Origin of the sequence: Acidiphilium multivorum AIU301, assembly GCF_000202835.1 — a bacterium.
In the GTDB taxonomy this organism is placed as follows: Bacteria; Pseudomonadota; Alphaproteobacteria; order Acetobacterales; family Acetobacteraceae; genus Acidiphilium; species Acidiphilium multivorum.
In genome coordinates, this window is record NC_015186.1 from 529,007 (window position 1) to 548,308 (window position 19,302).

Sequence of the window (19,302 nt, forward strand, 5' to 3'; positions counted from 1 at the left end):
GCAGCACCATCAGCGTCAGCGCCAGGGGAAAGCACGCGCCCTGGCCGATGCCGATGAACACCACCCACACCCAGGGGGCGGCGGCCGGCGCCAGCATCAGCCCGACATAGCCGACACTGACGATGGCGAGCAGACTCGCAAGCAGCAGCCGCTGGTCGCGGCTGCGGGTGGCGAGGCTCGGCGTGACCAGCGCCGCCGGAATGGCGACGAGGGTCGTCGTCGAGAGCATGATCCCGGCCATCGTCGGGTTGATCCGTGGGCGTGCAGGATGGCCGGCAGCCAGGACAGGATCGAGTAGAAGCCGAGCGACTGCAGGCCCATGAACATCGTCACCGCCCAGGCCAGCGGGCTGCGCGCCAGCTTGCGGAACGCGCCCGACGTCGGCGTGTGGCTCAGCCGGTGGGCGCCATGGGCGAGCTGCGGCGCCCAGACCGCCGCCGCGACGATCGCCGGCACCGCCCACAGCCCCAGCGCGCCGCGCCAGGCTAAGGGAGTGGCATCGGCAACCGGCACGCTGACCGCCGCGGCGACCGAGGCGATCGTCGTCATCACCGTGGTGTAGCAGCCGGTGACGAGCCCGACGCGGGTGGGAAAATCGCGCTTGACCAGCCCCGGCAGCAGCACGTTGCCCATCGCGATCGCCGCCCCGCCCATCACCGTGCCGGCGAACAGCGCGGCCGCTCCCCCGAGCACGCGGATCAGCAGGCCGGCGGCGAGCAGCACCAGCACCGTCATCATCGCCGCTTCCAGCCCGATCCGCCGCTGCAGCATGATGCTGACCGGCGCGAGTGCAGCGAAGCAGACGACGGGGATGGTGGCGAGCACGGTGAGCCCGAGCGGCCCGAGGCCGAGGGCCGCGCCGATCGGGGTGAGCAGCGGCGAGACCGAGGCCAGCGCCGCGCGCAGGTTCACGGCGATGAGCAGGATGCCGGCAAAGAGCAGCAGGTTCCGAAAGGGGCTGTCGGCGGCGGCGGTGGCCGTCGTTGTCTTCGTGTCTGGGGTCATGGGTGCGATGCGGCGGCGGGGCCGCAGCCTTTCAGGCGGCTGGCAGGAGGCGCTTGACCAGCGCCGAAACGCGATGCCGGCGCATTTCGTAGCGTGCCTTGGCATCGGTCGTCATGTAATTCATCTGCACCGTGTAGCGCTTGCCGACATAGGTGCGGTGGCCGTGCCAGGTGGTCGGGCCGTTCGGGAAGACGAGCAGCGTGCCGTCGACCGGCGGCACCTCCACCGCGTAATCCTCGAGATCGTCCGGCCCGCGCAGCAGCCGCAGGCATCCATCCTGCCGCGCCCAAGCCTCGCTGGCCGGGTTGAGATAGAGCAGGATGGTCACCCGCTTGGCGATCGAATCGCAATGGATCTTGCCGTCGCGCGCATCGGTGCGGCCGCGGAGCGTCAGCATCACCGGCGCGCCGTCGAGGTCGAGGCCGAATTTGCCGGCGATGATCTGCCGCATCCGCTCGCCCTTCATCTCGTCCATCAGCTGTGCGGCGTTCGGTCCGAGCCTGACGGATTCGATCGGAAAGCTGCCCCGCGCGCCCAGCGGCGGCAGGTCGGCGACCACGCTGGTCAGGCGTTCCGGCCGGACGAAGCCGCGCATCACGAGATGCGGGAAAGGGTCGGCGGAGGTCTCGGTCGCGGCAAGGCCTTCGAAATCGACGACGGGGCTGGCGGTCATGGTGGCGTTCCGTTTAACAAGCGGCGGGGCGACGTGCCCACGGCAATGATAATCTAGAAATCACAACTTACAGGGTCTGGGTCGAAAGAAAACCATGCAGCGCGGCATATCGGATCTGGGAATGCTCGCCGGCAGGCTGGCGCTGGCGCTACTCTACGTGCAGGCGGGGTGGAGCAAGGTCGTGCACTGGCCTGGAATCGTGCATCTGCTCACCCATCTCGACGCCCCGGCGCCGACGCTCGGCGCGGTGATCGCCGTGGTCTGCGAACTCGGGGCCGGCGGCCTCGTGATGCTCGGGCTGCGGACCCGTCCGGCCGCGATCGTGCTGATTCTGTTCACCATTGCCGCCAACTGGCTGGCGCACCGCTTCTGGCTGATGCAGGGCCAGGCCGCGGCGGCGGCGGAAATCCAGTTCTTTCTGGATTTGGCGATCTGTGGCGGCCTGCTGCTGCTGGCCTCCGCCGGGCCGGGGCGCTTCTCGCTGGACCGGCGCTGAAACGACAAAGGGCGCGTGCCCGTAAAGGCCGCGCCCCGACTCGTCGCGCTCACGTGGAGCGATCAGAACCCTTCGCGCTCGATCCGCTTGCGCTCCATCTTGCGGGCGCGGCGAACGGCTTCGGCCGCCTCGCGGGCACGGCGCTCGGAGGGCTTTTCGTAGTGCCGGCGCAACTTCATCTCGCGGAACACGCCTTCACGCTGAAGCTTCTTCTTGAGCGCCTTCAGCGCCTGATCGACATTGTTGTCACGAACGAGAACTTGCACTTGGCCAGATACTCCAGAACGGTTGAACGGTTTGCGTTTAGTCTAGCAGATGAACGCCAAAAAGCCGCACCATTTCCGGCGCAGCCGTCGCCCATGCCGGGATTGCCCCGTCATTCCCTCGCCTTATAGCAAAATCCTCGCGCTTGCCAACAGTCTTGTCGGGGCTGGCAAGCGCAATCCCGCTTTGCGATCCGGCGGAATTGCGCCATGTGTCGGGCATGGCGCTTCTGAAACTGGCCCGGCTGGGCCATCCCGTGCTGTTCGCGAAGGCCGAGCCGGTCGCGGATCCGGCCGCGCCGGAGATTGCCCGCCTGTTGCACGACATGGCCGAGACGCTGGCGGATGCCGGAGGCGTCGGCCTTGCGGCGCCGCAGGTGCATGTGCCGCTGCGGCTCTTCATCTATCGGGTGCCGGAGAGCCGCGCCGGCGGCGGCGAGCATGATGGCCCGCGCGGTCTTTCGGCGGTGATCAATCCGGAACTCGTCCTGCATCCCGGAGAACCAGTCGAGGACTGGGAAGGGTGCCTGTCGATTCCCGGCATGAGCGCGCTGGTGCCCCGCGCCGCCAGACTGACACTGCGCGCCATGGACGCGACCGGCGCGCCGTTCAGCCGGGAGGCCGCGGGGTTTCACGCCCGCGTGATCCAGCACGAGGCCGATCATCTGGACGGCATTCTCTATCCGCAGCGCCTGCGCGACCCGCGGCTGATGGGATTCAACGAGGAAGTGGCGCGGTTCCGCGACGAGATCGCGCGCGCCGCAGGAGAGTTGTGATGAACGAGATGGCGATGACCGGCGAGGACGAGGTCCGCGCGGATGACGATGCGCTTCTGCGCGCCCTGGTCGAGGAGGTGCCGTTCGATGGCTGGACGCGCACCGCCCTGCGGCGGGCGCTGGCGCGGCTCGGCCGCGATCCCGACGAGGCGGAGCTGCTGTTCGAGGGCGGCGCGCCGGCGATGATTGAGGCCTGGACCGCGCTCGTCGACCGGGACATGGAGGATGCGGCCGGCACGATTGCCGAAACCCGGCTTGCGGCGCGGGTGCGGGCGCTCATCCTGCTCCGGCTCGATCGCGTGGCGCCGCATCGCGAGGCGATCCGCCGCGCCCTCGCCATTCTCGCCCTGCCGCGCAACGCGGCGCTGGCGGCGCGGATCACCGGCCGCACGGTGGATGCGATCTGGCATGCGGCGGGCGACCGCTCCGCCGATTTCTCCTGGTATACGAAGCGGGCGATCCTTGCCGCGGTCTATTCGACGACGCTGCTCTACTGGCTGCGCGATGCCTCGGAGAACGGGGAGGACACCAGGGCGTTCCTCGACCGGCGGCTGGCCGGCGTCGCGCTGATCACCCGCACCCGCAAGCGCATCGAATCGCGGCTTGCCGGGCTGCGGCGCGGCCCTATGCGCGCAGGCCCATCGCCGTCCGCATGAAGCGGCGCTTGAGCCGGGGCATCCGGTTCACCGCGGCGAGCCCGATATCGCGCACGAGGCGCACCGGCGGCAGGTCGGTCGAAAACAGGCGGTCGAGTGCGTCGGTCGCGGCGAGCATGGCGATGTTGGCCGGCCGGCGGATGCGCTGATAGCGCGCCAGCAGGTCCGGGCTGCCCGGATCGGCGGCCGCGTCGATCAGCTCGGCCAGCGCGATGCCGTCCTGCAGGCCGAGATTGAGCCCCTGGCCGGCGATCGGGTGCACGCCGTGCGCGGAATCGCCGACGAGAACCAGCCGGGTCGCATGATAGCGGTGGGCGTGCAGCGCCGAGAGCGGATAGGTCCAGCGCCGCCCCACCAGCCGGATGCGGCCGAGATGCGCGCCGAGCCGCCGCGCGACCTCGATGGTGAATCGCGGATCGTCCATTGCCGCGAGGCGCGCGGCATTGGCGTGGCTTTCGGTGAAGACGATGGCGGACAGGTGGGCGCCATCGGCATCGCTCATCGGCAGTTGCGCGAAGGGCCCGCCCGGCAGGAAGTGCTCGAGCGCCACGTTGTGGTGCGGCCGTTCGTGTTCCACGGCACAGACCACGGCGCTCTGACGATAGGGATAGCGGGTGACGGCGATGCCGGCCTCGGCGCGCAGCGTGCTGCCCCGACCGTCGGCGGCGACCACCAGGTTCACGCGATAGCTCGGCCCGTCGGCGATCGCGACCGTGGCGCCATCGGCATCGCGGGTGACGCGCGCGGTGGCCGGGGCGTGCAGGATCACCGCCGAGTCGGCGAGGGCGCGGTTGATCGCCATGCGCAGCGAGCGGGCTTCGACAATCCAGCCGAACGGCTCGTCGCCGACATCGCGATGATCGAAATCGAGAAACAGCGGCGAGGGCGGGCGGCCCGGCTTGCCGTCCGAGACGCGGATGCGTTCGATCGGGCAGGGCGGAAAGGGCAAGCGGTCCCATAGCCCGGCACGGTCGAGCAGGTCGCGGGAGCCGTAGGCGATGGCATAGGCGCGGCCATCGAAATCCGGATGTTCCATCGGCGGCAGCGCCGCCCGGTCGACGAGCACGACCCGCTGCCCGCCGGCAGCGAGGCGCAGGGCAAGCGCCGCCCCGACCGGCCCCGCCCCGATGATTGCGACATCCGCTGTGTCGTTCGTCATGTCCGGCCTCCTGTGATGGCCGGAATGTCGCATCTGCGGGGAATCCTGCAAGCCATGCCCGCGCTGGCCTGCCGGCGTGTTGGGTCATGACCGAGGCTGGTTCTCAATACGATGAAATTTTAGGCAAAAATTGCATCATTTGAAAACTGATCCATCCGGTCATGATTAAACATGCCGATTATTCGCGCTTTCGGGTGTTGGCACAGTCCGTGCATTCCTGCCTGCATCGCTATAACGCACATCGCAGAGCAGGAAGGACATCGGCGAATGAAGAGACGATTGCTCATAGGGAGCATGGGCACTTTCCTCGGGATCATGGGCTGGAACGCCGCGGCCTTCGCGGATACGGCGCCGAAGCTGGATTCGGGGGACACGGCCTGGATGCTGACGTCCTCGGTCCTGGTGCTGATGATGACGGTGCCCGGCCTTGCCCTTTATTATGGCGGCCTGCTGCGCCGGAAGAACATCCTGGCGATGCTGATGCAGTGCTTCTTCGCCACCGCGCTGATTTCGGTGCTCTGGGTGGTGATCGGCTACTCGCTCGCCTTCACGAAGGGCAATCCGTTCATCGGCGGCCTGTCGCAGGTGATGCTGATGGGGGATGGCACGGGCACGCTGTCGGGCACGATTCCGGAGACGGTGTTCTGCATGTTCCAGTGCACCTTCGCGATCATCACGCCGGTGCTCATCCTCGGCGGACCGGCCGACCGGCTCAAGTTCTCCTCGGCCATGGTCTTTCTCGGCGTATGGCTGATCGCGGTCTATGCGCCGATCGCGCACATGGTGTGGGGGCCGGGCGGATTCCTCGGCGGCCAGGGAGTGCTCGACTTCGCCGGCGGCACGGTGGTGCACATCAATTCGGCAACGGCGGGACTGATCGCGGCCATCATGGTCGGCAAGCGGACGGGATATGGCAGCGTCAACATGGCGCCGGCCGATCTCGGCTACACGCTGGTCGGCGCCTCGCTGCTCTGGGTCGGCTGGTTCGGGTTCAATGCCGGCTCGGCGCTCACCTCGGGCGGCCAGGCGGGCTATGCGATGATCAATACCCATCTCGCGACCGCCGCGGCGGTTCTCTCGTGGACGCTCGTGGAGTGGATGATCAAGGGCAAGCCGAGCCTGCTCGGCGCCGTTTCGGGCGCGGTGGCCGGCCTCGTCGCCATCACCCCGGCCTGCGGCTTCGTGCCGGTCGGCGGGGCGCTGGTCATCGGCCTTGTCGCCGGCGTCGTCTGCTTCTGGGGGGTGACCGGGTTCAAGCGCATGTTCGGATACGACGACGCGCTCGATGTCTGGGGCGTGCACGGTCTCGGCGGCATTGCCGGCGCGCTGCTCACCGGTGTTTTCGCGGTGAAGTCGATCGGCGGCACCAACGGCCTGCTGGCCGGCAATCCGCACCAGATGGTGCTGCAGGCGGAGGGGATCGTCGTCACGCTGCTCTACAGCGGCATCGTCTCCTATGTGATCCTGAAGATCATCGACGTCACGATGGGTCTGCGCGTGTCGCCGGACGCCGAGCGCGAGGGGCTCGACATTTCCGAGCACGGCGAGGTGCTGCAGCACGGCTACTGATTTCGCCGCGCTGCGGGATCGCGGAAATGGCCGGAGCGGTGCTTCCGGCCATTTTCTTTGTCAGATCAGGGTGATTCGGGTTATAGTTCACGCCACGCCGCATTTCCGGAGCCTGACCGAAGCATGTCCGCGACCACCGAATCCCGCCAGTTCCTCTCGCCGGCCCTGAAGGCGCGCTTCGTTCGGCACCTCGCCGAACTCGGGGCGCTCTGCGCTGTCCTGGCCGGCCTGACGGTGCTGGTGTCGCTGGTCTCGTATCATGCCGGCGATCCGTCGCTCGACACGGCCTCCAGCCTACCGCCGCAGAATCTCGCGGGAAGGTTCGGCGCGATCCTGGCGGACCTGCTGCTTCAGGGCTTCGGCGTGGCCGGCGCGCTGCCGGCGCTGGTGCTGCTGGCCTGGGGATTCGTGCTGGTGAATCGCGGCGAGATCACGCGCTGGCGGCTGCGCGCGCTGGCCGCCCTGCTCGCCATGCCGTGCCTGGCGAGCATGTTCGGCGTGTTTCATGCGCTGAATGCCGCCTTCGCGCCCGCATGGCCGGTGGCGGCCGGCCCCGGCGGTGCGATCGGCGCGCTGCTCGGCGGTTACGGCGCCGTCGTCGCGCATTCCGCGCTCGGGGTGATCGGGCGCGTGCTGCTGCTTGGCCTTTCGGCTTTGATCGGCATCGCGGTGTCGGCCTTCGCGTTCGGCCTGACATCCGGCGAGTGGCGACTGGCCGGCCGGCGCGCCGCCGCCGCCGCCGCCGCTTCCGCCAAGCACGGCCAGCGCGCCGTCCGTGGCGCCAGTAACATGTCGGTCTGGCTGAGGGAGATTGTCGCCTCGCCGCCGATGAGCGACCCGCCGGCGGCAGACGACCGCTCCGCCCTGGCCATTCCCCGTGCGCCGGATGAGGCGATGGACCCATATGCCGATGAGGCCGGGCCGGCGCCGATGCGCCGGGACGATCTTGTCGCGCAGCCCGCCGCTTCGGCGTCCGCCCCGCGGCTGACCCGCACGGCGCCGACGCGCAAGGCGCCGCCGCGCCAGGAACGCCTGCCGCTGCCCGACAGCCTCTGGCGGCTGCCGCCGCTCGAACTGCTCAAGCAGGCGCCGCCGCACGCCGCGACCGGACCCAATACCGAGTCGCTGCAGGCGAATGCGCGGCTGCTCGAGACCGTGCTTGGCGATTACGGGGTGCAGGGGCGCATCGTCGAGATCCGGCCTGGACCCGTCGTCACGCTCTACGAGCTGGAACCGGCCCCCGGCATCCGCTCCGCCCGCGTCATCGGCCTCGCCGACGACATCGCGCGGAGCCTGTCCGTGCTTGCGGTGCGCATCGCCACCGTTCAGGGCCGCAACGTGATCGGCATCGAGGTGCCGAACGCGAGACGCGAGACCGTCTTCCTCTCCGAGCTTCTCGAATCGGCCGACTGGAACGCCACCACCGGCCGCCTCGGCCTTGCGCTCGGCAAGGATATCGGCGGCAAGCCTGTCATCGCCGATCTCGCGCGGATGCCGCACCTGCTGATCGCCGGCACCACCGGGTCGGGCAAGTCGGTCGGGGTCAATGCGATGATCCTGAGCCTGCTCTACCGGCTCTCGCCGGAGGAATGCCGGCTGATCCTGATCGATCCGAAGATGCTCGAACTGTCGGTCTACGAGGGGATTCCGCATCTGCTCGCGCCGGTGGTGACCGAGCCGGCCAAGGCGGTTGCCGCGCTCAAATGGGTGGTCCGCGAGATGGAGCGCCGCTATCGCGCGATGAGCGGCCTCTCGGTGCGCAACATCGCCGGCTACAACGAGCGGGTGAATGAGGCGCTCGCCCGCGGCGAGGTCGTCACCCGCCGGGTGCAGACCGGCTTCGATTCGGAAACCGGCCGGCCGATTTTCGAGGACCAGCCGCTGGCCCTCGAACCGTTGCCGCTCATTGTCGTCGTCATCGACGAGATGGCCGACCTGATGATGGTCGCCGGCAAGGAGATCGAGGCCGCGGTGCAGCGCCTGGCACAGATGGCCCGCGCCGCCGGCATCCATGTCATCATGGCGACGCAGCGCCCCTCGGTCGACGTCATCACCGGCACGATCAAGGCGAATTTCCCGACGCGGATCTCCTTCCAGGTGATCTCGAAATTCGACAGCCGCACCATCCTCGGCGAGCAGGGGGCGGAACAGCTTCTGGGCATGGGCGATATGCTCTACATGGCCGGCGGCGGCCGCATCACCCGCGTGCACGGCCCCTTCGTCTCCGACCGCGAGGTGGAGGATGTCGTCGCCTATCTGCGCGAGCAGGGCGAGCCCGACTACGTCGAGGCGGTGACCGAGGCGGTTGAGGACGATGCGCCGGCGATGCCCGGCCTTGCCGCCGCCGAGGGCGGGGAGGGCGGTCTTTACCAGCAGGCCGTGGCCCTTGTCGCGCGCGAGGGCAAGGCCAGCACCTCGTTCATCCAGCGCCATCTGCAGATCGGCTACAACCGCGCCGCCAAGCTGATCGAACAGATGGAGAAGGAGGGCGTGGTCGGCCCGGCCAACCATGTCGGCAAGCGCGAGGTGCTGATTGCCGGCGACCGCGACTGAACGCCTGCCGCCCGCCCTGATCGTGCATGATGCCGAGCATGTCGCCCGCGCTCTGGCGCCGGGCCGGCCGGTCACGCTGCTCTCGCCGCCCGGTTTCGCGCTTTATGCCGGCTGCCTGTGGTGGCGGAGTCTGCTGGCTTCGGAGCGGTTCACCGGCCCGGCGCTGCTCGATTGCGCCGACGCCGCCGGCCGCGCGCTCGAGGCGCTGCGAATCGGCCTGCGCGGCCTCGTTCTCGACCCTGCGACGCCGGCCTTTCCCCGCATCGCGGCTCTCGCGGATGAATACCGCGTAACCCTGCTTGATGCGCCGCCGCCGGCGCTCGATCTGGGGAACAGGATTGGCCCGGCCGCGCTCGCCGCCTGGCTGGACGCCGCGGACAATCCGGCTTAACGGCTTCCCGCCTGCCTTCTTTCAGACTGCATTCTTTCAGAGGGAGATCCCAATGCGCGTCACTCAACGGGTCAGGAAGATCCTGAGCTGGTACGAAAGCGACAATCCCGGAACCAAGGCCAACCTCGCCCGCATCCTGATGCAGGGCAAGCTGGGCGGCACCGGAAAGATGGTCATCCTGCCGGTCGATCAGGGTTTCGAGCACGGCCCGGCGCGCAGCTTCGCCAGCAATCCGGCCGCCTATGACCCGCAATACCATTTCCAGCTCGCCCTCGATGCCGGGCTTTCCGCCTATGCCGCCCCGCTCGGCATGATCGAGGCGGGCGCCGACAGTTTCGCCGGCAGCATACCCACCATTCTCAAGCTGAACTCCTCCAACTCGCTGGCGACCGAGAAGGATCAGGCCGTGACCGGCTCGGTGTCCGATGCGCTGCGCCTCGGCTGCTCGGCGATCGGGTTCACCATCTATCCGGGCAGCGAGCACCAGTTCGCGATGATGGAGGAGTTCCGCGAACTGGCCGAGGAGGCCAAGGCCGCCGGCCTCGCCGTGGTGCTGTGGTCCTATCCGCGTGGCCCGATGCTCGACAAGAAGGCGGAAACCGCGATCGACATCTGTGCCTATGCCGCGCATATGGCCGCGCTGCTCGGCGCGCACATCATCAAGGTCAAGCCGCCGACCGAGCATATCGGGCTCGACGCCGCGCGGAAGGCCTATGAGAAGGTCGACGTCTCGACCCTGGCAAAGCGCATTGAGCATGTCGTCCAGTCCTGCTTCAACGGCCGCCGCCTCGTGGTGTTCTCGGGCGGCGAGGCCACGGACTCGGCGAGCCTGATCGAGACCGTTCGCGCCCTCAACGAGGGCGGCGCCTCCGGCTCGATCATCGGCCGCAACGCCTTTACCCGTCCGCGGGACGAGGCGCTGGCGCTGCTCTCGCAGATCGTCGGTATCTATCAGGGCAAGGCTTGACCGAGCTTTATCTGATCACGCCGCCGCGCCTCGGCCCGGATTTCGCCGATGCGCTGGCGGCGGCGCTGGACGCCGGGCCCGTTGCCTGCATCCAGCTCCGCCTCAAGGAGGCGGGAGCGGACGAGATGCGCCGCGCGATCGACGCGTTGCGTCCGGTCGCGCAGTCGCGCGGGGTGGCCTTCCTGCTCAACGACGACCCGCGTCTCGCCGTCGAAACCGGCTGCGACGGCGCGCATCTCGGCCAGGACGACCTCGCGGCCCATGGCGGCCTCGCGCGGGTGCGGCGCGTGCTCGACGGCCTCAGCCTGGGCATCACCTGCCACGACAGCCGCCACCTCGCGATGGAGGCCGCGGAGCAGGGGGCCGACTACGTCGCCTTCGGGGCCTTCTACCCGACCGGCACGAAGGAGCCTAAAGCCCGCGCGGATGTGGAGATTCTCCGCTGGTGGTCGGAACTGATGGAAGTGCCCTGCGTCGCGATCGGCGGCATTACCCCCGGAAATGCCGCGCCGCTGGTTGAGGCGGGGGCCGATTTCCTCGCCGTTGTGGGCGCCGTCTGGCAGCATCCGGACGGGCCCGCGGCCGGCGTGCGGGCGTTCCGCGCCGAGCTTGCATAAGGGTTCCGGAACGATGGGCTGAAGGGTTGCGGCTTTGAGGCCGAACGGACAAAAAGAGACGTATTTGAACATACGGGTATTTCATGTCCGAACCCATTGTCCCGATATGGCGGGAACTCCTTGCGGAGTTTGACGGCGCCGCCGACCCGCAACCTTTTCTTGACCGCCTGATCCAGGAAGCGTTCCGCCGGCCGGGCGAGTTCGAACTGCATCTCATGCTGGTGGAGCGGATGTTCGCGCGGGGGCGGGATGCGCGGGGGCTGGCGATCAATGGTTACGTTCTCGCCTGTGGTGATCCGCATTTCCGCTTCCGCGCGCATCTCCAGCGTGCGGATCATTTCCGGAGGCACGGAGCGTTCCGCGAAGCCGAGGCGGATATCGAAGCTGCCCGCGCGATCGATCCCGGCAGTCACTGGCCGGTTCTCGCGATGGCGGAGAACCTAGCCCAGGAAGGCAGGGTCGGCGAGCGAGGGGACTATATCCGCGCTGAATACGAGGGTTTGCGGCCCGAATCGCGCGCGGAGATTGCCCGCCATTATGCCGGATGGGCGGCTTTCGATCATTTTGACAGGACTCGCGCCTCTCCCGGCTGGCAACCGCGCCGACCGGGACGGGTGCCCGCGCTCGAACGCGCCGGCATGATCCTCCTCGTCAAGGACGAGGAGGATATCATCGGCCAGAACCTGAGCCATCATTACGCGCTCGGCTTCCGCGCCTTCTGCGTTCTCAACAATATGAGCACCGATAATACACGCGAGATCGTGTCGCGGTTTCGGGACTCGCATGACGATTGCTTCGTTCTTCTTGTCGACGATCCGGTCCGCGGTCATTACCAGGCCGACAAGATGAGGGTTTACGCCGAGACGCTTCAACGACATGCGGAAATCGCGGGCCTCAGGTTGGATTGGCTGTTCTTCATCGATGCCGATGAGTTCATCGCGAGCGATACGAGCAGGCCGTCATCCGAACAGCTCTCGGCCTTGGAGCGGAGGCTCAACGATCCCGATACGCGTGTGCTGGTGATGCACTGGATACATGCGGCTTCGCCGCAAGTTCTGGAAGAATTCGGCTCTGAAGATGATCCGTTCGAGAAAATCAATGTCATGCGGTACCGGCTTTTGCCGCTGGTACCCAAGGTCGCGTATCGGGTCGGCTTTGATTACAGTTTGAAAAACGGAAATCATTTTATTGAAAAATTGAATGATTCACTCGATTCGGTTGTACAGGTCGGGTGTGATGATTGGTATATTTATCATTTTTCTCTTAGATCACTCTCGCACGTCAGAAAAAAAATCATCAATGGCGGTCGCGCTTTTGTCGGCACCAGGGGGCTGAACGATCACGGTCAACACTGGCGCGAGCGTTACGCGCTTTTCCAGAAATACGGCGACAGAATTATATCAGAAGTGCTGGAAGAACACGTCCGGTTTGTGCCGTCATTGCATCCGCCAAGGATTGACAGCCCGGAGAAACGGCTTCCGACGCGGCGCGTTTCAAGCGATATAGAGCCAATTGATATCAAACGGGCCGTGAACGAAATCAGCGGAATTGAAGCAATCGAAATTGCCAAAGCGTATACTTGCGAGCGGCCTGAACCGGCCTTTGTCAAAGGGCCGGTGACATCGGACATCATGAATGATTTCAGGCGCGAGAGATCCGTATGGCCGATTTCCGTTTACAAGATTTCAGATATTGAAATTCATGGCCCTTGGTTCAATGCCGGTATTATTCTGGTTTCACAACGTCACAGATTTCGGATTGACGAAATCTATCAGCCAGCCGGAGAACAACCGCAAGATATCTGTCTCGAAAAATCTCTGCATGAACTTCAATTCGAGAACAAAAGATTTTTAGAAATAAATGAAGATTGCGTTCTTCTCGCGACCAATGGCCATAACATATATGGTCACTGGCTTGTTGATTTTCTGCCAAAAATTTACCTTCTGGATTACATTGGAATAGACGTATCAAAGATAAAATTCTTGATGCCGTCGGATGTTGGTCATTGGGCTATTGATCTTATGAATCTCGTCGGTATCAAAAAAGAAAATCTGATTATTTATGATCAGAACGAGATTGTGCCCCTGTGCAGATCGTTGTTTGTACCAACCCTGCTGAGAATGAGCGGCCGTACATCGCCATTGTTTTTGAATGCGACAGAATTCATCAATAAAAGAATTGACAAAAATATCCAGACGAAAAGTGATGTGTCCAATACGTTTCTCTATTTCGATAGAGAGCAGGAATTCACCTGGAGAAAAATAGATGGCCATGACAAAATTATTAAGTTGTTTAATGATTTGAATTTTCATATCGTAAGGCCGGAAAAGTTGTCGATCTCTGAGCAAATTCGACTTGTCCGGGGCGCCAAGGTGATCGCGGGCCAGCATGGATCCGCGCTTCATTCGACGATATTTTGTCAGGATCCCGTTTTTGCCGTCGTTCTGCATGAGAACAGGCGCAACTGGTTTGCTGGCCTGCAGGCCGGCATTGGGGAGTATCTCGGCCACCAGACGGGCTATATCTTTGGTGAAACATCGTCTCATGAAAATATATTCAGCACGAGATTCGAGGCGTCCGATATCCGAATGGGAGTCGATTTCGCGCGCATGGCATGAACTTCAAACACGGCGAGCACGGTTCGTCGGCGCGCAAGATTTCACCCAAGCAGTTGTCGGAGCACACAAAGAAGACCGGGCAACCCGCGCCCTCGTTGTTTCTTTGCATGGGCTGATCGCTGCGCTAACATGAACGATATTTCAGTTTTCTTTTCATGGAGCATTCAATGATTCGGCCGCGCATTTGTCTCAGCATGATTGTGCGGAATGAGGCGCCTGTTATTCGTCGCTGTCTCGCCTCGGTCCTGCCACTGATCGATCATTGGGCTATTTGCGACACCGGATCGACGGACGGCACCCAGGATATCATAAGAAGCTTCTTCGAAGAGCATGCTGTGCCGGGTGAACTGCGCGAGAGCCCATGGCGCGATTTTGCTCATAATCGCAACGAGGCGCTCGAACTCGCCAGGCCGCACGGCGATTACATATTGATTATCGATGCCGACGACGCGCTCGAACTGCCCCCCGGCTTTGCCCGGCCTGAATTGGCGGCCGATGGCTATACGTTCGACATTCAAGACGTGAACATCGTGTATCGGCGCACCCAGATCGTGCGCAGCGCTCTTCCTTGGCGCTGGCATGGCGTGCTGCACGAGGTTCTGCACTGCGATGCGCCGGCCTCCGAAGAGCATCTGCCGATCGTCATGCGCCGGAATCATGACGGCGCCCGGCGGCGCGATCCGTCCACCTATGCGCGTGATGCGTCAATTCTCGAGGCTGCGATTTTCGTCGAAGAAGATCCCTGGCTTCGAGCCCGCTATGTCTTCTATCACGCGCAGAGCCTCAGGGATATGGGGCAGCACGAGCGTGCGATGATCGCCTATCTGATGCGTGCGGAGATGGGCTTCTGGCAGGAGGAAGTCTACTGGAGTCTTTACCAGGCGGCGCTCATGATGGAACGGCTCGGGCGCGACGAGGAGACGGTTCTCGCCGCATATCGCCGTGCGGCAGCGGCCGCGCCGCATCGGATCGAGGCGTTGTTTGCGGCCTCTCGCTACTGCTTCGCGAAGGGGCGTAACGAGGAGGGGTTTCGGATCGCGGAACATGGGATCGGGAAGCCGGCCCCTGAGGGCGGCTTGTTCGTGGAGACGTGGGTTCACGATTATGGCCTGCTCGATCAATACGCGGCGAACGGATACTGGGCGGGCCATTATTCCGAAAGCTTCAATGCCGCTCTTGAGGTTCTTGCGTCAGGCAAGGTGCCCGCGCATGAGCTTCCGCGGGTGGCGCGCAATTTCAGGGCATTGCTCGACAAGGTCAGGCCCGCCTCCGCGCCGGATTATGGGCGCCTCGGGCAGGAAAGCTACCCTGACCAACACGCCCTCAAACCGGAACGCTTGTTGCGGAGCGGAACGACAACCGCGCCCCGCGTGCTGATTGCCATCCTTGCCAAGCAAAAGGAGGAATTCCTCCCGCTCTATCTCGACTGCATAGAAGCGCTCGATTACCCGAAGTCGTCGATTGTTCTGTATATTCGCACGAACAACAATACCGACCGGACCGAGGAGATCCTGCGCGAGTGGATTGCCCGGGTCGGCCATTCATATGCCGCCGTCGAGTTCGATCCATCGGATGTCGACGAAAGGGTCGAACAGTTCGGCGCGCACGAATGGAACGCGATCCGATTCCGCGTTCTCGGCCGCATCCGGAACGAGAGCCTCAGGAAGACGCGTGAACATGGCTGCGACTGGTATTTTGTCGCCGACATCGACAATTTCATCAGGCGCTGCACGCTGCGCGAACTTGTCGCCACGGGGTTGCCGATCGTCGCTCCGTTGCTGCGGGATGCCGAGCCATCGAGCTATTATTCGAACCTGCACGCGGAGATTGATGACAACGGCTATTTCCGGGACTGCGCGCAATATGAATTGATCATGTCGCGCCGCATCCAGGGGCTGATCGAAGTCCCCCTGGTTCATTGCACCTATGCCGTTCGAGCGGATGTCATCGAGCACCTGAACTACGACGACGGCAGCGGACGGTATGAATATGTCATCCTGTCAGATTCCGCGCGCAAGGCGTCGATACCGCAGTATTTCGATAACCGGCAGGTTTATGGCTACATCACCTTCAGCAAGAACCCCGACCAGTACGATGAAAATTCGGCGGCGCGTGCCGAGCGGAATATGTGGGCAGTCCGCAAATTCATGAGTGAGGATCGGCATGGCTGAAATAGGGACGGAATGAGCGCAGGCGCCGAGGAGCCCTCCGCAACCGGGCGACTGTCCTGAAAGGCAGGTCAAGCGAGGGCGTTTGTGGCCATATCAGGGCATTCGTTCAGAGAAAGGCGCGTTTTCAGCGGGTTGAACGAAAAACCGTTCGTCTCCATGCCGCAGTCCTGCCCGCTGGGGGGCATCGTGCTGACAAATCGCGGGTCCACTCTTCTGCTCATGGTTGAAGGAGAACAAGACCATGCGTAGCAACAAATCCATGATCCGCACCACCGCTGCCGCACTCGCGATTGGCCTCGGCCTCGCGGCATTCGGCGGCACCGCGCTGGCCGATCCGGGTTATCAAGCGCAGGGCGGCTGGCACCGCCAGGGTCAGCAGCAGGGGTGGCAACAGCCCCGGCGGCAGAACAACTGGCAGCGGCATGGCTGGCAGAACCGGGGGAATTACCAGCACAGCCGGTATCATGGTGGCTGGGGCAACAACGGCTGGCAGCATCAGCGCTGGGGCCACCCACACTATGACCGCGAGGGATACCATGTGATGGGGACGCAGGGCTATTACGCGCCGCCCGCCCTTTCGTTCAGCATCAATCTCCCGCTGGCGGGCGGCCAGTACGGGCATTGATCCCGGACCGGTCGGGGGCGATGGCGCCGACCCGCACACAGGCGTGCGGGCCGGCGCTCAGGCTCTCGGGTGTCGCCCGTTTCCCCCTTGCTCCGGGCGCGGGCATGTTCCCCGCTTATTCGCGCGCCGCACGCGCCGATTGTCGGGGCGGGCGATTCGGGTCATCATCGGGCATGACGAGTCGTTTTCTCCCCATTTTCCGCCGCGGATACGAACCGGGCGCACGCCGCCGGGCGGGCGCGGGCCTGCTGTTGCTGGCGATGAGCACAGCGCCTGGCTTTGCCGCGACGCCGCGGCTCTTGCCGGACCGCGATGCCAGCGCGATCTACCAGGTCAGCCAGCCGGGCAAGCCGGAGCAGACGTGGCGGATCCGCTTCGATGCCGCTGCCGGGCTGGTGCGGGCCACGAGCCTTTCCGGCACGCCGATGCCGATGACGGCGCTGCTCGACCTTCATTCGGGCCGGGCGCAGCTTGTGTTGCCGCAGATGCACGCGCTGGTGAACGTTCCCGGCCTGTCGGGTGCCATGGGACAGGTGATGGCGATGCGGGGCGCGCATTTCACCCCGCTCGGCACCGCGACGATCGCAGGCTATCGATGCACCCGCTACCTGGTGCTGCGGCGAAACGCCTCGGGCACGGCCTGCCTGACGCCGGACGGATTTGCCCTCGCGGCTTCCGGCAGCGACCCGCACGGGCGGGTGAGCGTGCAGGCGCTTTCGCTCCATATCGGCCCGCAGCCCGCGGGCGATTTCGAGCCGCCGATGGGTTATTCGGAGGTTACCCTCCCGCCGCAGATGTTGGCGAGCCTGCTGGGGCAATAATTGAGAAGATAAAATGTGAAAATTTCTATGAGTTTTTTATTGGATAAGATTATATAAAGGAAATTCAGGTGGTTCGTTCTGCTTGCGTTGCTATAGCTAAGAATGAAGCTAATAATATTGCCGAGTGGATCGCATTTCAGATTTCTATAGGATTTGATTCAGTAATTATCTATGATAATTGTTCAAGTGACAACACTGTTTCGATAATTGAAAAATTTTCAAAAAATTATGATGTTAAGATAATTAATTGGCCTGAAAATGATAATAAATATCAAATAAACGCATATAATGATGCGCTACAAAGATTTGGAAGTAATTTTGAATGGATTGCATTTTTTGATGTGGATGAATTTCTTGTTATAAATAGACCATTAGATCTTAAGAGTTTACTTCGTATCTATGCCGACGGCAGTGCCGCTGCTATTGGAATTCCTTGGGCTATATTTGGGTCGTCTGGTCATATTTCTCAGCCTTATGGCTTAATAATTGATAATTTTATCCAGAGATCTAATGAAAATTTTGGTCCTAATCGACATGTTAAGTCAATAGTTAAGCCAGTTTTCACAAAATGTTGTCACCAGCCGCATACATTTGAGGTCAATGGAGATTATATTGGTTTAAATGGAAAAAAATTAGAGTTAGACAATGATTCTTTACTGAAAAATATCCCTGATTACTCATTTGGAAAGCTGAACCATTATTTCACGAAATCTAAAATACAGTGGATGCAAAAACTCAAACGAGGATATCACGATATAGAGCGATTAGATTCTGATTTCTCGATATATGATGTGAATGACGTAAATGATAGATCAGCTTGTAGATATCGGTTTAATGTTCTGAAAATACTTAAAAATATTGAATTGAATATTGATCGAACGAACAATTTTTCTGGAAAAAAGATTGGAATTGGAATTACTACTTTTAATCGTTTTGATGTTTTAAAAGAAAGTATTCGTAGAATTAAAAATTTTACTTCCATTCCGTGCGAAATTTTTGTCGCCGATGATGGATCTATTGATAATACACTTGAATTTCTTCCAAATGAAGATGGAATCTATTATTTTTCTGGTAGAAATAGAGGTGTCGCTTGGAATAAAAATAGATGTCTTTTCTTTTTTAGGAATTTTATTCATGTTGATGTGATTATTTTGCTGGACGACGATGTTCATGTTGACGGAATCGGTTGGGAGCAAAATTTTGTAAACGGCGCAATAAAATATGGTCACATAAATTACGCTTTCCCTGATATGATTGAAGAAAATGTGGATCGACGTTGTGACTCCATAGAACCGGGAATTACTCGTAAATTAGGCGGGCCGTGTATTGCTTTTTCGCATCCTGCGCTTGATGAATGTGGCTATTTTGATTCACGATTTTTAAAATTCGGACATGAACATACGGAATTTACAAAGTGACTAGTTTCCGCTGGTTATGGTGGCATAAATCGGCTTGAAAAAGATGGCCAAGCTACAGATTATTTCTTTGTTGTTCGGTCCGATATTCTTTTTGCAAGTGTGACTTCAACCGGTAATGACATTGATATTGCGAATAATGCGCGTATCTGGAACGAAGTGGTCTCGAAGGATGGGAGTTTATTCCGGTCGCCGTGGTCTACTCTTCCGCAGAAAATTGAATTTCTTGCCGAACAGAGGCAAATCGCTGAACGATACCAATTTCCGTTTCCATTTATCCAAGCACCCTTTGATGAAGTCGCATATGGGACCATATTTCAAGATATTGAAGACACATCGCTTTCCCCTTGGCGGCATTTCGTGGCGCATGGGCTGAGCGAGGGCCGGAACCGTTTGGTTTGAAGGGCAACCCTTGCCATCGGGGCGGGTTTGCGTCATGGAGAAAGAATCAATGGGTTGATCCGCGGAGCAAAAATCCGTGTGGCCCCTATCCACTGATAGATGGGCGCCGAAGGGTCTGGTTTGAC

At 62.1% G+C, this 19,302-nt stretch carries 17 protein-coding genes; 13 read left to right on the top strand and 4 right to left on the bottom strand.

Annotated features, from left to right (window positions below; translation table 11 throughout):
• Positions 1-96: 96 nt before the first annotated feature.
• Together ACMV_RS02275 and ACMV_RS02280 are read right to left on the bottom strand one after the other, a co-directional pair.
• Positions 97-1,005 carry an MFS transporter gene (locus tag ACMV_RS02275; RefSeq protein WP_013639422.1) on the bottom strand — a complete coding sequence of 303 codons (909 nt, stop codon included), beginning with the start codon at positions 1,003-1,005 and terminating at the stop codon, positions 97-99.
• Positions 1,006-1,036: 31 nt separating this feature from the next.
• The gene (locus tag ACMV_RS02280) at positions 1,037-1,678 is read right to left on the bottom strand and encodes a 2OG-Fe(II) oxygenase (RefSeq protein WP_007421555.1); all 642 of its coding nucleotides are present in this window, start codon (positions 1,676-1,678) and stop codon (positions 1,037-1,039) included.
• A 121-nt stretch (positions 1,679-1,799) separates the two neighbouring features.
• On the opposite strand from ACMV_RS02280, the gene ACMV_RS02285 reads away from it, so the two are divergent.
• Positions 1,800-2,174 carry a DoxX family protein gene (locus tag ACMV_RS02285; protein ID WP_013639423.1) on the top strand — a complete coding sequence of 125 codons (375 nt, stop codon included), beginning with the start codon at positions 1,800-1,802 and terminating at the stop codon, positions 2,172-2,174.
• Between the two features lie 62 nt (positions 2,175-2,236).
• Here the strand turns inward: ACMV_RS02285 and rpsU are convergent, their stop codons facing one another.
• A complete protein-coding gene (gene rpsU, locus ACMV_RS02290) occupies positions 2,237-2,440 on the bottom strand; it encodes a 30S ribosomal protein S21 (protein WP_007421557.1) in 204 nt (67 codons plus the stop codon).
• 218 nt (positions 2,441-2,658) lie between these two features.
• Here rpsU and def point away from each other — a divergent pair, with 218 nt between their 5' ends.
• Positions 2,659-3,213, top strand: coding sequence for a peptide deformylase (def, locus tag ACMV_RS02295; protein ID WP_013639424.1), 555 nt, complete (start codon positions 2,659-2,661; stop codon positions 3,211-3,213).
• Positions 3,213-3,869: a COQ9 family protein gene (locus ACMV_RS02300; protein ID WP_013639425.1), complete on the top strand. Its 657-nt coding sequence runs from the start codon at positions 3,213-3,215 to the stop codon at positions 3,867-3,869. The genes def and ACMV_RS02300 overlap by 1 nt, the downstream gene beginning before the upstream one ends.
• Here the strand turns inward: ACMV_RS02300 and ACMV_RS02305 are convergent.
• The gene (locus ACMV_RS02305; RefSeq protein WP_013639426.1) at positions 3,838-5,028 is read right to left on the bottom strand and encodes a UbiH/UbiF/VisC/COQ6 family ubiquinone biosynthesis hydroxylase; all 1,191 of its coding nucleotides are present in this window, start codon (positions 5,026-5,028) and stop codon (positions 3,838-3,840) included. The two genes, ACMV_RS02300 and ACMV_RS02305, sit on opposite strands and share 32 nt — an antisense overlap.
• Before the next feature lie 294 nt (positions 5,029-5,322).
• Here ACMV_RS02305 and ACMV_RS02310 point away from each other — a divergent pair, with 294 nt between their 5' ends.
• The 10 genes from ACMV_RS02310 (at position 5,323) to ACMV_RS20700 (ending at position 18,778) form a co-directional block, all read left to right on the top strand.
• Entirely contained in the window at positions 5,323-6,597 is a 1,275-nt protein-coding gene (locus ACMV_RS02310; RefSeq protein ID WP_197535788.1) for an ammonium transporter, read from the top strand.
• A gap of 123 nt (positions 6,598-6,720) precedes the next feature.
• Positions 6,721-9,150 (top strand): DNA translocase FtsK, encoded by a 2,430-nt coding sequence (locus ACMV_RS02315; protein WP_013639428.1) that lies wholly within the window; start codon positions 6,721-6,723, stop codon positions 9,148-9,150.
• Positions 9,131-9,541 (top strand): hypothetical protein, encoded by a 411-nt coding sequence (locus ACMV_RS02320; RefSeq protein WP_011941488.1) that lies wholly within the window; start codon positions 9,131-9,133, stop codon positions 9,539-9,541. The genes ACMV_RS02315 and ACMV_RS02320 overlap by 20 nt, the downstream gene beginning before the upstream one ends.
• A 52-nt stretch (positions 9,542-9,593) precedes the next feature.
• The gene (locus ACMV_RS02325; RefSeq protein WP_007421325.1) at positions 9,594-10,508 is read left to right on the top strand and encodes a class I fructose-bisphosphate aldolase; all 915 of its coding nucleotides are present in this window, start codon (positions 9,594-9,596) and stop codon (positions 10,506-10,508) included.
• Entirely contained in the window at positions 10,505-11,125 is a 621-nt protein-coding gene (gene thiE, locus ACMV_RS02330) for a thiamine phosphate synthase (protein WP_013639429.1), read from the top strand. Before ACMV_RS02325 ends, thiE begins: the two co-directional genes overlap by 4 nt.
• Before the next feature lie 83 nt (positions 11,126-11,208).
• On the top strand, positions 11,209-13,743 hold the full coding sequence (locus ACMV_RS02335) for a glycosyltransferase 61 family protein (RefSeq protein ID WP_013639430.1): 2,535 nt from the start codon (positions 11,209-11,211) through the stop codon (positions 13,741-13,743).
• 167 nt (positions 13,744-13,910) lie between these two features.
• Complete coding sequence (locus tag ACMV_RS02340; protein ID WP_013639431.1) at positions 13,911-15,914, top strand: glycosyltransferase family 2 protein; 2,004 nt, start codon at positions 13,911-13,913, stop codon at positions 15,912-15,914.
• 241 nt (positions 15,915-16,155) lie between these two features.
• The gene (locus ACMV_RS02345; protein WP_007422344.1) at positions 16,156-16,539 is read left to right on the top strand and encodes a hypothetical protein; all 384 of its coding nucleotides are present in this window, start codon (positions 16,156-16,158) and stop codon (positions 16,537-16,539) included.
• Positions 16,540-16,799: 260 nt separating this feature from the next.
• Positions 16,800-17,360, top strand: coding sequence for a hypothetical protein (locus ACMV_RS02350; protein ID WP_231295335.1), 561 nt, complete (start codon positions 16,800-16,802; stop codon positions 17,358-17,360).
• 68 nt (positions 17,361-17,428) lie between these two features.
• Positions 17,429-18,778: a glycosyltransferase gene (locus ACMV_RS20700; RefSeq protein ID WP_013639433.1), complete on the top strand. Its 1,350-nt coding sequence runs from the start codon at positions 17,429-17,431 to the stop codon at positions 18,776-18,778.
• The last annotated feature ends 524 nt before the right edge of the window (positions 18,779-19,302 follow it).

Bases quoted from the DNA above. Each gene is read 5' to 3' on its own strand.
- def (WP_013639424.1), top strand. From the start codon at position 2,659: ATGGCGCTTCTGAAACTGGCCCGGCTGGGCCATCCCGTGCTGTTCGCG.
- ACMV_RS02300 (WP_013639425.1), top strand. From the start codon at position 3,213: ATGAACGAGATGGCGATGACCGGCGAGGACGAGGTCCGCGCGGATGAC.
- ACMV_RS02275 (WP_013639422.1), bottom strand. From the start codon at position 1,005: ATGACCCCAGACACGAAGACAACGACGGCCACCGCCGCCGCCGACAGC.
- ACMV_RS02325 (WP_007421325.1), top strand. From the start codon at position 9,594: ATGCGCGTCACTCAACGGGTCAGGAAGATCCTGAGCTGGTACGAAAGC.
- ACMV_RS02285 (WP_013639423.1), top strand. From the start codon at position 1,800: ATGCTCGCCGGCAGGCTGGCGCTGGCGCTACTCTACGTGCAGGCGGGG.
- ACMV_RS02350 (WP_231295335.1), top strand. From the start codon at position 16,800: ATGAGCACAGCGCCTGGCTTTGCCGCGACGCCGCGGCTCTTGCCGGAC.
- ACMV_RS02280 (WP_007421555.1), bottom strand. From the start codon at position 1,678: ATGACCGCCAGCCCCGTCGTCGATTTCGAAGGCCTTGCCGCGACCGAG.
- ACMV_RS02335 (WP_013639430.1), top strand. From the start codon at position 11,209: ATGTCCGAACCCATTGTCCCGATATGGCGGGAACTCCTTGCGGAGTTT.
- ACMV_RS02305 (WP_013639426.1), bottom strand. From the start codon at position 5,028: ATGACGAACGACACAGCGGATGTCGCAATCATCGGGGCGGGGCCGGTC.
- ACMV_RS02340 (WP_013639431.1), top strand. From the start codon at position 13,911: ATGATTCGGCCGCGCATTTGTCTCAGCATGATTGTGCGGAATGAGGCG.
- ACMV_RS02310 (WP_197535788.1), top strand. From the start codon at position 5,323: ATGGGCACTTTCCTCGGGATCATGGGCTGGAACGCCGCGGCCTTCGCG.
- ACMV_RS02315 (WP_013639428.1), top strand. From the start codon at position 6,721: ATGTCCGCGACCACCGAATCCCGCCAGTTCCTCTCGCCGGCCCTGAAG.
- ACMV_RS02345 (WP_007422344.1), top strand. From the start codon at position 16,156: ATGCGTAGCAACAAATCCATGATCCGCACCACCGCTGCCGCACTCGCG.